This is a genomic window from Bacillus sp. EAC, from assembly GCF_002156875.1.
GTDB lineage: Bacteria > Bacillota > Bacilli > Bacillales > Bacillaceae_G > Gottfriedia.
On the sequence record NZ_NCSY01000001.1, the window covers coordinates 287,685 to 300,808 of the forward strand.

Here is a 13,124-nt window from a genome sequence, read left to right on the forward strand (position 1 = left end):
TATCACTTTATCAAAAAAACTCTATTTAGTTTAATTTAAACTCTTTATTTAAGAAAAAAACTGCGAGTGTACCTGGTCCTGCATGAGCTCCAACTGTTGCTCCGATTGTTGTAATAACAAAATGTTCGCAACCGTACTTTTCATTAATCATTCTTTTAAGTTCATTAGCACCATCTTCATTATTTGCATGAGTAATTCCAATTAACTGATTTTTGAGATCGTTTCCTCTTTCATCCATTATCGAAACAAGTCTTTCCATTGCTTTCTTTGTACCCCTAGTTTTTTCAATTGGTGTTAGGAATCCATCCTTCAAATGTAAAATAGGTTTTATGTTTAAGAGTCCCCCAATAAATCCCTGAAATTTACTTACACGCCCACCGCGAACAAAATATTGAAGATCTTCTACTGTTACAACATGTTCCATATGTTTAGAGGCATTGACTGCATACTGCATAATTGCTTTTTTAGAGGCATTTTCTTGAGCCATTTTGGCTGCTTCAATTACAATTAATCCCTGCCCTAAAGCACCGCATTTTGTATCAATTATCTCGATATCCCAATTAGGATACTCTTCTAATAATTCATTTTTAACTAAAATAATAGATTGATAAGTTCCTGACAGTTCTGAAGTTAAAGATAAATGTACGACTGGAGTATTTGATTGAGCGTATTTTTCCAGAGTCGATCTAATCGATTCATATGCTGGCAAAGATGTTTTAAAAATATGACCTAATTTCATATCATTTAGGAGCTTTTCTGGCTCCATTGTCACTCCATCGTAGTATTCGTTTCCAATTTCATCAAACACTCGTATCGGAATCACATCTATATCGTATTTTTTATAAATTTCTTTTGTTAGGTCTGCAGCACTATCCGTAATTATCTTTACATTCATACGAAAACCTCTCAATCATCTTTATTATCTACTATTATTACATGGTACTAAATTCTTGTAAACTTCTTTTTTGATTTCTTTTTTTATTTTAATTACGGTAATTGAAATTTCTATTCGAAAACAAATAAAAAAAGACTCCTGAGAAAAAGGAGCGGTTCTAAAACTATTAAATCATTTTGATAGAAAGAATATTCCTAATGCCCCTGGCCCAGTATGTACTCCTACTGCTGAACCGACTTGATTGATCAAAATCGTTTCATCCCCAGCATTATCTACTAATTTCTTAATAAAACTTTCTACTGAATCGTCTTTTATTCCATATACGACCCCGATACTTTCCTTTTTAATATTTTTTCTCATCTCCATAATCTCAATTATTCGATTAAGCGCTTTCTTTCTTCCGCGTATTTTTTCAAGTGGCTTAAATTTACCTTCACTAACCTCCATAATAGGATTAATATTTAGCATTCCACCTAGAAACCCAGCAAATCTGCCAACTCGGCCACCTCTAATTAAGTATTGAAGATCTTCAACTGTAAAAACATGTTGAATTTTATTTATATTTTCAAAAACATTTTCTAAAATTTTTTCAAATGATTCCTCTTTTTCTATGTCTTTTATAAGCTCTAAAACTAGAACTCCGATACCTAGTGAGACAGAACGAGTATCAATGATCTCTATTCTTGAGTTAGGATACTTTTCAATAAAGTCTAATTTGACTAATTGTGCAAAATTATGTGTCCCTGAAAGATCCGCTGAGCAAGCCAAATAAATACAATGGTATTCTGAATTATTTAAAAATGTTTGAAAGATCGCATCATATGAAGGTAATGAAGTTTTAAATTGTTCTCCATTTTTCATTCTTAAAAGAAGCTCATTTGAACGTAAATTTATTCCATCTAAGTATTCTTTGCCAAATTCATCTTGAACTCTTAAAGGGATAATCGATATATTATGCGTATTAATCATTTCGATTGGTAGGTCCGCTGAACTATCAACAATAATCTTAAGTTTCAAGATCGTTCACCTCACTATGAAAACTTAAACTCATTCTATTGTTATTGTAAGCTTAGGGGAAATATACTCGTATTTGAGAACCTAATTAATTACTTTGGTGCACTCAACAGTTAATTTATATATATATTAGGCTATTTTCGTAAACTGTATCGCTAGTAAACATGTAGAATTCTAGATTGCCACTCCAGTATGCTTGGTGCGATGAGCCTCCTAGGCTCGCCAAGGTGTCTTTTTCATCCACGTTTTTTCAGAAGAGTATTTTGATCTAAAAAAAACACTTTCAAAAGAAAGTGTTTTTCCTGTTATACATTTTGTTTTTCGTATTCATCAATTTCATTAGAATATTGTAAAGTAATTGCAATATCATCTAACCCTTTAAGTAATTTTTCCTTCCAAACGGAATCAATTTCAAACTCGTAATCTCCAAATATCGTTTTGACAAGTTGATTTTCCAAATCAATTTCAATTTCTTGATTACCATCTAAAGAAGTTAAATTTTTACGAACTTCTTCACTTAATATGATTGGCAACATTCCATTTTTAATGCAATTGTTATAAAAAATATCTGCGAAACTTCCAGCAATAATAATGGTAAAACCAAAATCATTTAATGCCCACGGTGCGTGTTCTCTTGAAGAACCACACCCAAAGTTATTACCACTAATTAAAATAGAAGCATTTTTTCTTTCATTTTGATTTAATACAAAGTCCAAATTTGGTGTACGATCATCATGATATCTCCATTCATCGAATAAAAATTCGCCAAAACCAGTACGTTCAATTCGCTTAAGGTATTGTTTTGGAATGATTTGATCAGTGTCGATATTGTCTAACATAATTGATACTGTCTTTCCTTTATGCGTACGTAATGGTTTCATTTACTTGCTCCTTTCGAATATCGATAAAATGTCCATGTACTGCTGCAGCTGCTGCCATAACAGGACTAACTAAATGGGTTCTTGCTCCCTTTCCTTGTCTTCCTTCAAAATTACGATTAGATGTTGAAGCACAGTGTTCTCCAGAAGGCACTTGATCTGGATTCATAGCTAAACACATTGAACATCCAGCCTCTCGCCATTCAAATCCTGCTTCAATAAAAATATGATGAAGCCCTTTTTTCATTGCAGCATTTCGAACTTGTTTTGACCCTGGAACTACTAATGCACGTACTGTTGGTTTTACTTTTTTACCTTTTAAATAATTAGCTGCTTCCTCTAAATCTGATAATCTTGAATTTGTACATGAACCAATAAAGACATGTTGTACGGGAATATCACTCGGTGTAATTTCAGGAGTTAACCCCATATATTCATATGCTCGTTCATCATTTTCATCTTTTATTTTTGGTAATATTCCATCAATTTTAACGCCCATTCCTGGGTTTGTTCCCCATGTTACATAAGGAGCAAGTGTAGAAACATCAACAACTATCTCTTTATCAAAAGTAGCTCCTTTGTCTGTAAATAACTTCTTCCATTCAATTAAACTTTCATCATATGAATCGAATGTATATTTACGGTTTTTCAAATACTCAAATGTTGTTTGATCAGGAGCAATAAGACCTGCTTTCGCTCCGCCTTCAATTGCCATATTACATAATGTCATTCGTTCTTCCATGGACATGTTTGTGATTGTTTCTCCGTAAAACTCTATCACATAACCAGTTCCCATCGAAACACCATATGTTGCTAGCAAATGCAGAATAATATCTTTTGCATATACTCCTTTTGGGAGAACACCAGTTAATCTTACGCCCATTGATTTTGCCTTTACTTGCCATAATGTTTGAGTTGCTAGTACATGTTCAACTTCACTTGTTCCAATCCCAAAAGCTAACGCACCAAATGCTCCATGAGTTGAGGTATGACTGTCACCACAAACAATTGTTTTACCTGGTTGCGTTAGCCCAAGTTCTGGTCCAATTACATGGACAATTCCTTGCTCTTCGTCTGTAATATCTGCTAAAGGAATTGAAAACTCTAAACAGTTATTACGCAATGTATCCATTTGCTGTTTAGCAATTAAATCAGTAATAACCAGTTGATTTTCTGTCGGTACATTATGATCCATCGTTGCAAAAGTTAAATCTGGCCTTCTAACCGATCTATTTGATAACCTTAAACCTTCAAATGCTTGAGGCGATGTAACTTCATGAACTAAATGTAAATCGATATACAGTAATTGAGGTTTCCCCTCATCGCCAGTTACAATATGATTTTCCCAAAGCTTATCAAAAAGTGTTTTTTTCATCTATTTACTCCTCCTACTGCAATTGATTGAATATGATCGATCACTTTTGACGTAAACTCTGTTGTACTTGAGTCTCCTCCTAAATCACCAGTAAGATATCCATTGTTAAATGTATTTACTATTGCATTTTCGATTGTATTTGCTTCTTCGGTTAATTTGAAATCACGTAGCATCATTGACACCGATTTCAACATAGCAATTGGATTTGCTTTATTTAACCCTGCAATATCTGGTGCAGAACCATGAATCGGTTCATATAATGAAGGGCCATTTCCAGAACGACTTGCAGATGGTAACATTCCTAATGAACCAGTAATCATAGAAGCTTCGTCACTTAAAATGTCACCAAATAAATTTTCTGTAACAATCACATCAAAGCGTTTCGGATTCCGGATGATTTCCATTGCCGCTGCATCAACTAATAAGTGTTCAACCTCTACTTCCGGGTAATTCACACTTATTTCATTGACTATTTTTCTCCAAAGCTTACTTGATTCTAATACGTTAGCTTTATCTACAGAGGTTAATTTTCCTTTTCTAGTTTGCGCCAGTACAAAAGCATAGGTTACGATTCGCTCAATCTCTTCTCTTGAATAAGAAAGGGTGTCAGTTGCATTATTTTCATCATGGAATCTTGGTTCAGAGAAGTAGATTCCACCAGTTAATTCTCGAACAACGACAAAACTTACATCTTTAACTCGATCTGGTTTTAATGGTGAATGATTGATCAATTCATCATAAACATCAACTGGTCGAATATTTGCAAATAAATTTAGTTCTTTTCTTAACTTCAGTAACCCTTTTTCAGGTCGTTCAGTTCCATGATCCCATTTTGGGCCACCAACAGCTGCTAATAAAACAGCGTCGGAGGATAAACAATTTTTTAATGTTTCATTCGGTAGCGAAGTACCTGTTACATCAATTGCATGGCCACCAAATAAATTAGTCGTGAAGTTGAATTCGTGTTGGTATATATCTGCAACAGTGCGTAATACTTGAACAGCTGATTTCATTATTTCTGGTCCAATACCGTCACCTTCAAGACATGCAATATTTAATTTCATTTAATTACCTCCTTATTACTCCATTGACTAATTATGTTTAAAATATCTTCATCTGTTACGTCTTTTTTCTTATCTGTTAAAGCTTTAAATTGAATAAACGCTTCATTAATAATTTCATTCTCGTAAACATAACCAAGTTCTTTAAGTCGATCCGTAAATGCATGACGACCAGAATGCTTACCTAGGACTAACGAATTTGTAGATAGCCCAATTAAAGCTGGAGGAATGATTTCGTAGGTTGTTGGTTCTTTTAAAACACCATCTTGATGAATGCCAGATTCATGGGCGAACGCATTTGCTCCTACAATCGCTTTATTTTTCTGGACAACCATACCAGTAAGACGACTAACAAGTTCACTTGTTTTTGTAATTTCATGTAAACGTAAGTTGGAACTTTTACGATACATATCTTCTCTAATATGTAGTGCGACTGCGATTTCTTCTAATGCTGCATTTCCTGCACGTTCACCAATTCCATTTACAGTGCATTCTACTTGTTTTACACCTGCTTGAATTGCAGCTAGCGAATTTGCAACAGCCATTCCTAGATCATCGTGACAGTGACATGAAAAGATTGCTTTGTCATAGGAAGGAACATTTTCTTGTAAATATTTAAATAAATCATAGTATTCTGTTGGATTGATATATCCCACAGTATCAGGAATATTAATCACATCTGCCCCTGCATTGATTGCAGTTTCAACAAATTCAGCAAGAAAAGCACGATCACTACGACAAGCATCTTCTGCAGAAATTTGGACTTTTGGAAAAAAAGATTTAGCAAGCCCGACACAATGTTTAGCAGTCTCCAAAACTTCTGTTCTTGTTAAATTCAATTTATATCTCATATGAATATCACTTGTCGCTAAGAATATATGAAGTCTTGGTTCTGCAGCTGTTTTTAGGGCATCCCATGCTGTACGAATATCTGAATCCTTTGCTCGAGAAAGACTTGAGATGGAGACAGAACGAATCTGTCTCGCAATCTCTTTAACTCCTAAAAAATCCCCTTTAGATGAAGCAGCAAAACCAGCTTCAATGATATCAACACCTAAAGCCTCAAGTTGTCTAGCAATTTCGAGCTTTTCAAATCGATTTAAATTAACCCCAGGAGATTGTTCACCATCACGTAATGTTGTATCAAGAAACTGAATTTTACTCATAATATTTATTTCACCTCGACTTTTTCTTTTCGTTGAATAAATGGCATCATTGCACGTAATTTTTCTCCTACTTCTTCTAACTGATGATGTTTTTCACTTTCATTCGTTTTATTAAACACTGGGCGACCATTTTTATTTTCGTCGATCCAACCTTTTGCAAATGTACCATCTTGAATTTCAGCTAAAATGTCTTTCATAGCTGCTTTTGAGCTTTCTGCGACTACTCTTGGACCAGAAACAAAATCTCCCCATTGTGCTGTATCAGAGATTGAATATCGCATGTAGCTCATGCCACCTTCATACATAAGATCCACGATTAGTTTTAGCTCATGTAAACATTCAAAGTAAGCAACTTCCGGTTGGTAACCAGCCTCAACCAATGTCTCAAAACCTGATTTTACGAGTGATGTTACGCCACCACATAAAACTGCTTGCTCTCCGAATAGATCAGTTTCAGTTTCTTCTTTAAAAGTTGTTTCAAGTACGCCTGCTCTTGTCGATCCAATTCCGTCTGCATATGAAAGTGCAACTTCTTTTGCTTCTCCTGTAACATCTTGATATACCGCAAATAACGCAGGTACAGCTGCCCCATCAACAAATGTACGACGAACTAAATGTCCTGGCCCTTTTGGTGCTACTAAAAATACATCCACATCAGCTGGTGGAACGATTTGATCAAAATGAACATTAAATCCATGGGCAAATGCTAATGCATTGCCACTTTGTAGATAAGGTGCAATTTCACTTTCATATACCTTTGGTTGATGCTCATCAGGGAGTAGAATCATTACAACATCAGCTACTTTTGATGCTTCTGAAACTGTTGTAACATTTAGTCCATCATTTACAGCAGCATCCCATGATTTACCTGGTCGACAACCAACTACTACTTTATGACCATTTTCATGTAAATTTAACGCATGCGCATGACCTTGAGATCCATATCCAATTACTGCTACAGTTTTACCTACTAATACGTTTTCTTTTACATCTTGCCCATAATATACTTTTGCCATTTTTCATTACCTCCAAGTAGTTTTATATTTTTTTATTTAATAAGAGAGTAGCTTTTGAGCATGCTCCTTATGTTTAGCAGATCTCGTAAATGCTGTTACACCTGTTCGAGCAATTTCTTTTACTTCAAAAGGTTTAAGTAACTCAATTAATGCCTCTACTTTTTCAGAATTACCTGTTACTTGAACAACGATTTGATCTCTACTTACATCAATAACTGAGGCTCGAAACGGTTCTATTAAGCTATAAATTTCATTTCTAGTATTTGCATTTGTACTAACCTTTATTAAGGCTAGTTCTCTAGCTATTACTGAATCTTCCGTTATATCTGCCACTTTAATGACATCAATTTGTTTGTGTAACTGTTTAATTAATTGTTCGACTTGTAGTAAGTCTTCTACATGTACAACGAATGTTATTCTCGAAATATGATCCTGCTCTGTATGACCTACTGAGATACTCTCGATATTAAATCTCCGTCTCGAAATTACCCCTGTAATTCGATTTAATACACCACTATTATTTAGTACTGTTGATGTAATGACGCGTTTCATTATTTCACCCCTTCCATTTCATGGATTCCTTTACCAGGTGGGACCATCGGAGTTACAATTTCTGCTTGATGAATCCGGCAGTCAATTAAGACAGGTCCATCGTATTCAATTGCTTCTCTCAATTGCTTTTCTAATAAATCAGGTTTTGAAATAGTGATCCCTTTAATCCCATAAGCTTCAGCTAATTTCTCAAAATCAGGTTGGCAGTCTAGTAGAGAACTAGAGAATCGTTCATTATAAAAAGCTGATTGCCACTGCCTAACCATTCCTAAGGCTGAGTTGTTTAGAATTAGTACTTTTACAGGTAGATTATGTTGCTTCATCATGCTTAACTCTTGAAGTGTCATTTGAAAACCTGCGTCACCAACAATCGCTACGACTAATTCATTTGCATGTGCAAATTGTGCTCCGATTGCTGCTGGTAAGCCAAATCCCATCGTGCCAAGACCTCCAGATGTAATCCATTTATGTGGTTTTTCTAATGGATAATATTGAGCTGCCCACATTTGATGTTGGCCAACATCTGTTGAGATGATTGCTTTCCCTTCTGTTATTGAATGAAGTAATGACAAAACAGTTTGTGGTTTAATAACCTCATTACTTGCTTCAAAATGATAAGGAAATGCTTCTTTTCTATTTTTTAAAAGGGTTAACCATTCTTGATGATTCTCTTTCGTTACTTGATGTTTTAAAAGAACTCTTAAAACTTCTTTCGCACAGCCAACAATTGGAATTTTTGTAGGAATTACCTTATTTATCTCCGCTGGATCAATATCGATATGTGCAACGATTGCATTTTTTGCAAAATGTTCAAGATTTCCAGTTAAACGATCATCAAATCTTGCTCCAATATTTATTAATAAATCACTTTCATACAACGCCATATTTGCCGTATATGTTCCATGCATACCACCCATACCTAGGAATAGCTCCTCTTTAGCAGGGAAACCACCTAAACCAAGTAGTGTATGAACAACTGGTAAATTATATTTTTTTATAAATTCAGTAAATTCTTCAGATGCATCAGCATGTAACACACCCGCACCTGCTAATACAACAGGTTTTTCTGCAAGTTCAATTGCTTGAATTAGCTTCGTAATTTGAATAAAATTCGGTTCATATGTCGGTTGATAACCAGGCAATTGAATTTCAACTTTCTCTTTTTTACTTCCCTTCTCAACCATCATATTTTTTGGCAGGTCTACAACAACTGGCCCCGTCCTTCCAGTTGAGGCAATATGAAATGCTTCTTTTACAATTTGAGGGATATCTTCAACATTTCGAATTTGATAATTATGCTTAGTGACTGGCATCGTTAAACCAATTACATCGGCTTCTTGAAAAGCATCAGTTCCAATTACATTTGTAGCAACTTGACCAGTAAATACGACTAATGGTAAAGAATCCATCATTGCGTCTGCTAATCCAGTTACCACATTTGTAGCACCAGGTCCACTAGTTGCAATGACGACTCCTGGTCTGCCGCTCACTCGAGCATACCCTTCCGCTGCGTGGATTGCACCTTGCTCATGTCTAGCTAAAATATGGGTGATATCAGCATCAAAAAGTGCATCATATAAAGGTAATACAGCTCCTCCAGGGTACCCAAATATCAACTCTACATTCTCTTCCTTTAAGGCATCAATTAGTAAATTAGCCCCTGAAATTTGTTTTGATAGAGTTTTCATCGTATGATGACTCATTTTCTTTTTTCCCTCCAATATAAATTTTTTGTGTAATGTAACCGATAAGAAACAACAAAAAAGCCATAACTCCACACTTCAGCAGATGCTGAAGGGGCGAAAGACTTTTCGCGGTACCACCCTTCTTCTTAGGTAAAAACCTAACTTTGGGATTTTGGGAAACCAAAATCTAGCGATAACGTAGCCAACGTTCAGACCTAAAGTTAAATACTGTTTCAGTCTGACACTCAAGAGTGAGTTTCGTTACTCAAGGACATCGGTTCACACCAACCACCGACTCTCTGAAGATCCTTATCATAACTACTTTTCTCTATCATTGCTTTACTATATTTTTAATACTCCACCTGTATTTGCAGAAGTTACTAATTTTGCATACCTTGCTAAATAACCTGTTTTAAATTTAGGTTCTGGTAGTGAAATTAATTCCTTTCTATTTTCCAGTTCTTCATTATTAATCGATAAAGTAATACTTCTTGATAATAAATCGATAATAATTTCATCACCGTCTTTAACATAAGCGATTGGGCCACCTTCTGCTGCTTCTGGAGAAATATGACCTATTGCTATTCCTCTAGTTGCTCCTGAAAATCGTCCATCAGTAATTAATGCTACTTTTGTTCCTAAACCTCTTCCAACTATTGATGAAGTTGGTGCTAACATTTCTGGCATACCAGGGCCACCTTTTGGACCTTCGTACCTGATTACAACCACATGCCCTTCTTTAACAATGCCTTCATCAATCGCTTCAACGGCTTCATCATGTGAATCAAAACAAATTGCTTCACCTATAAAAACTTGAATAGATGGATCAACTGCACCAACCTTTATTACTGCTCCATCTGGTGCAAGATTACCATGGAGAATTGATAGTCCACCTGTTTGGCTATATGGATTTTCTTTTCTTCGTATTACCTCACTATTTAAAATGACTGCATCTTCTACGTTCTCAAATAATGATTTGCCAGTAATTGTTATTCGATCGCTATGAATAGCACCTGGTATTAAAGTTAATTCTTTAATGATTGCAGGTACACCACCGGCAAGATGTACATCGTGCATTGAATAATGTGAAGCAGGGCTAATTTTTGATAAATACGGTACTCTTTTTGCAACTTCATTAATGTCTTTTAAGTCATACTCAATACCAGCTTCATGTGCGATTGCCATTAAGTGAAGTACTGTATTTGTTGAACCTCCCATTGCCATATCAAGTGCAAATGCATCGTCAATCGCTTCTTTTGTAATAATGTCACGCGGTTTAATTTCATTTTTTATGCAATCCATTAAATGCACTGCAGCTTCTTTTATTAGCAAATGTCGATCTTCACTAGTAGCAAGAATCGTACCATTATACGGAAGCGCAACACCTAGCATTTCCATAATGCAGTTCATTGAATTCGCTGTAAACATGCCAGAGCATGAACCACATGTAGGACAAGCAGATTTTTCAATATCCAATAACTCTTCAACACTCATTTTTCCTGATTTAAAAGCACCAACGCCTTCAAATACAGATACAAGTGATAATGCCTTACCATCTTTTGAAAGCCCACCTGCCATCGGACCTCCTGATACAAAAACAGCTGGGACATTCGTTCGAACTGCTGCCATTAACATACCCGGCGTAATTTTATCGCAGTTAGGCATATAAAACACACCATCAAACCAATGAGCATTAATAACTGTTTCAGCAGCATCTGCAATAATCTCACGACTTGGAAGAGAATACCTCATACCAATATGTCCCATCGCTATTCCATCATCTACACCTATCGTATTAAACTCAAAGGGTACTCCTCCAGCATCTCTAATTGCTTTCTTAACCACAACTGCCATTTCTCTTAAATGGATATGTCCTGGAACAATATCAATATATGAATTACATATTGCAATAAACGGCTTATCAAAATCCTCTTCTTTTACTCCGGCAGCTAATAGTAAGCTACGATGAGGAGCCCGATCAATACCCTTTTTTATCATGTCACTTCGCACGAATAATCACCCTTGTTCAACGTATATTTTTTCTCCGTCTTCTACTACTAATTGACGAAATGCATATAATAAGCGGTTTGTGTGTTGGCCAGGTTTTCCATTACCGATTACTCGACCATCAACTTTTGATACAGCAATTACTTCTGCCGCTGTTCCTGTTAAAAATACTTCATCTGCAACATATACATCATGTCTAGTAAATAACTTTTCTTGTACATCAAATCCTAATGATTCACCTAATTCCATAATCGCATTTCTAGTAATTCCTTCTAAAGCACCTGCTGAACTCGGTGGAGTAATTAATTTATTTCCTTTAATAAGAAATACATTATCACCAGAACCTTCAGCCACGTAGCCTTGATCATTTAGCATTAAAGCCTCCTGAACACCTGCTAGCTTCGCTTCAATTTTTACGAGTATATTATTTAGATAGTTTAATGATTTAATTTGAGGATTTAAAACATCACTTCGATTGCGTCTTGTAGGAACTGTCACAATGTCAATTCCATTTTCGTATAGTTCAGCTGGAAATAGTGTTAATTGTTCTGCAATTACTACTACATTTGGTCTAGGACAAGAAGCTGGGTCTAATCCAAGATTCCCTTCGCCCCTAGAAACGACCAATCTAATATAGCCGCTATGTAAATTATTTCGATTAACGGTTTCGACAATGATCTGAGTTAACTCTTCAATAGAATAAGGGATTTCTAATAAAATAGATTTTGCTGATTCGTATAAACGAATTAAATGCTCTTTTAAACGAAAGACATTCCCCTCGTAAACTCGAATGCCTTCAAACACTCCATCTCCATATAGATACCCATGATCGTATACAGACACTTTTGCATCTTGTTTTTGAACGAATTCACCATTTAAATAAATCTGTTGACCTGCCACGACTAATCCTCCTCAAAGAGTTAAAATATTAGTACTTACTTTATGCCAATCCAATTAAATAATCAACAAGTTTTTAGAAAATTTAAAATTAATAATTTATTTTAAATTAGACAAATATTGATATATCAACAATGAAAACCTTTACATTTTTTCAAAATAACTTTTCGACAAAAATCTCCCCTTGAAACTTGTTGTTAAATAATTTATCATAGGATTAATTTACACAGAATTTTCAGATAATTAAAAATGGAGGCGTGTAAAATGGCTACTTTACACATTAATGGAACAGTGAATGAAATCAATGAAGTATTGAAGGTAATGAGTAATCATTTTGACATTCATGTTAAAAATCAAGATACTGAATTAGATTATTCCGTAGACATTGCAAGTTCTGATTGGGAAATTGATTCTTTTGTTAGTGAGATGTTAACTGGAGCATATAACGACTAATTAGAAATATATTATATTGTGATATTAAAAATGGGACGTTCAAATTGAACATCCCATTTTTTTCATATTTATTTTTCAAGTTGAATTAATATTCATTTTTGAATTTCATGAGAAATTACACCCTG

General features: G+C 35.0%; 11 protein-coding genes, 1 pseudogene and 1 other annotated feature. Of the genes and pseudogenes, 1 reads left to right on the forward strand and 11 read right to left on the reverse strand.

Translation table 11 applies throughout. The annotated features are described in order from the left end of the window. Nucleotides 1-25: 25 nt before the first annotated feature. The 11 genes and pseudogenes from B7R65_RS01255 to ilvE form a co-directional block, all read right to left on the reverse strand. Nucleotides 26-895: a DegV family protein gene (locus B7R65_RS01255; protein WP_088040933.1), complete on the reverse strand. Its 870-nt coding sequence runs from the start codon at nt 893-895 to the stop codon at nt 26-28. Nucleotides 896-1,066: 171 nt separating this feature from the next. After that, nucleotides 1,067-1,912, reverse strand: coding sequence for a DegV family protein (locus B7R65_RS01260; RefSeq protein ID WP_088040934.1), 846 nt, complete (start codon nt 1,910-1,912; stop codon nt 1,067-1,069). Nucleotides 1,913-2,214: 302 nt separating this feature from the next. Further along, nucleotides 2,215-2,790, reverse strand: coding sequence for a 3-isopropylmalate dehydratase small subunit (leuD, locus tag B7R65_RS01265; protein ID WP_088040935.1), 576 nt, complete (start codon nt 2,788-2,790; stop codon nt 2,215-2,217). Further along, entirely contained in the window at nt 2,768-4,162 is a 1,395-nt protein-coding gene (gene leuC / locus B7R65_RS01270) for a 3-isopropylmalate dehydratase large subunit (RefSeq protein ID WP_088040936.1), read from the reverse strand. The genes leuD and leuC overlap by 23 nt, the downstream gene beginning before the upstream one ends. Then, nucleotides 4,159-5,226, reverse strand: a complete 1,068-nt coding sequence (leuB, locus tag B7R65_RS01275) for a 3-isopropylmalate dehydrogenase (protein WP_088040937.1) — start codon at nt 5,224-5,226, stop codon at nt 4,159-4,161. Before leuB ends, leuC begins: the two co-directional genes overlap by 4 nt. A 29-nt stretch (nt 5,227-5,255) precedes the next feature. Continuing rightward, nucleotides 5,256-6,389, reverse strand: a pseudogene (locus tag B7R65_RS01280) (2-isopropylmalate synthase); the annotation flags it as partial. 5 nt (nt 6,390-6,394) lie between these two features. Continuing rightward, nucleotides 6,395-7,405 (reverse strand): ketol-acid reductoisomerase, encoded by a 1,011-nt coding sequence (gene ilvC, locus B7R65_RS01285; RefSeq protein ID WP_088040939.1) that lies wholly within the window; start codon nt 7,403-7,405, stop codon nt 6,395-6,397. Between the two features lie 36 nt (nt 7,406-7,441). Continuing rightward, complete coding sequence (gene ilvN / locus B7R65_RS01290) at nt 7,442-7,957, reverse strand: acetolactate synthase small subunit (RefSeq protein WP_088040940.1); 516 nt, start codon at nt 7,955-7,957, stop codon at nt 7,442-7,444. Next, nucleotides 7,957-9,660 (reverse strand): acetolactate synthase large subunit, encoded by a 1,704-nt coding sequence (gene ilvB, locus B7R65_RS01295; RefSeq protein ID WP_088040941.1) that lies wholly within the window; start codon nt 9,658-9,660, stop codon nt 7,957-7,959. The genes ilvN and ilvB overlap by 1 nt, the downstream gene beginning before the upstream one ends. Nucleotides 9,661-9,749: 89 nt before the next feature. Then, nucleotides 9,750-9,986 (reverse strand) — a binding site (T-box leader). Then, on the reverse strand, nt 9,985-11,652 hold the full coding sequence (gene ilvD / locus B7R65_RS01300; protein ID WP_088040942.1) for a dihydroxy-acid dehydratase: 1,668 nt from the start codon (nt 11,650-11,652) through the stop codon (nt 9,985-9,987). (Overlaps the previous feature by 2 nt.) A gap of 6 nt (nt 11,653-11,658) precedes the next feature. Continuing rightward, the gene (ilvE, locus tag B7R65_RS01305; RefSeq protein WP_088040943.1) at nt 11,659-12,549 is read right to left on the reverse strand and encodes a branched-chain-amino-acid transaminase; all 891 of its coding nucleotides are present in this window, start codon (nt 12,547-12,549) and stop codon (nt 11,659-11,661) included. Nucleotides 12,550-12,810: 261 nt separating this feature from the next. Between ilvE and B7R65_RS01310 the strand changes: the two genes are divergently transcribed. Next, entirely contained in the window at nt 12,811-12,999 is a 189-nt protein-coding gene (locus B7R65_RS01310) for a hypothetical protein (RefSeq protein ID WP_088040944.1), read from the forward strand. Nucleotides 13,000-13,124: the final 125 nt, after the last annotated feature.

Coding starts and splice junctions, on each gene's coding strand:
- B7R65_RS01255 (WP_088040933.1), bottom strand. CDS start 895: ATGAATGTAAAGATAATTACGGATAGTGCTGCAGACCTAACAAAAGAA.
- leuD (WP_088040935.1), bottom strand. CDS start 2,790: ATGAAACCATTACGTACGCATAAAGGAAAGACAGTATCAATTATGTTA.
- leuC (WP_088040936.1), bottom strand. CDS start 4,162: ATGAAAAAAACACTTTTTGATAAGCTTTGGGAAAATCATATTGTAACT.
- leuB (WP_088040937.1), bottom strand. CDS start 5,226: ATGAAATTAAATATTGCATGTCTTGAAGGTGACGGTATTGGACCAGAA.
- ilvC (WP_088040939.1), bottom strand. CDS start 7,405: ATGGCAAAAGTATATTATGGGCAAGATGTAAAAGAAAACGTATTAGTA.
- ilvN (WP_088040940.1), bottom strand. CDS start 7,957: ATGAAACGCGTCATTACATCAACAGTACTAAATAATAGTGGTGTATTA.
- ilvB (WP_088040941.1), bottom strand. CDS start 9,660: ATGAGTCATCATACGATGAAAACTCTATCAAAACAAATTTCAGGGGCT.
- B7R65_RS01310 (WP_088040944.1), top strand. CDS start 12,811: ATGGCTACTTTACACATTAATGGAACAGTGAATGAAATCAATGAAGTA.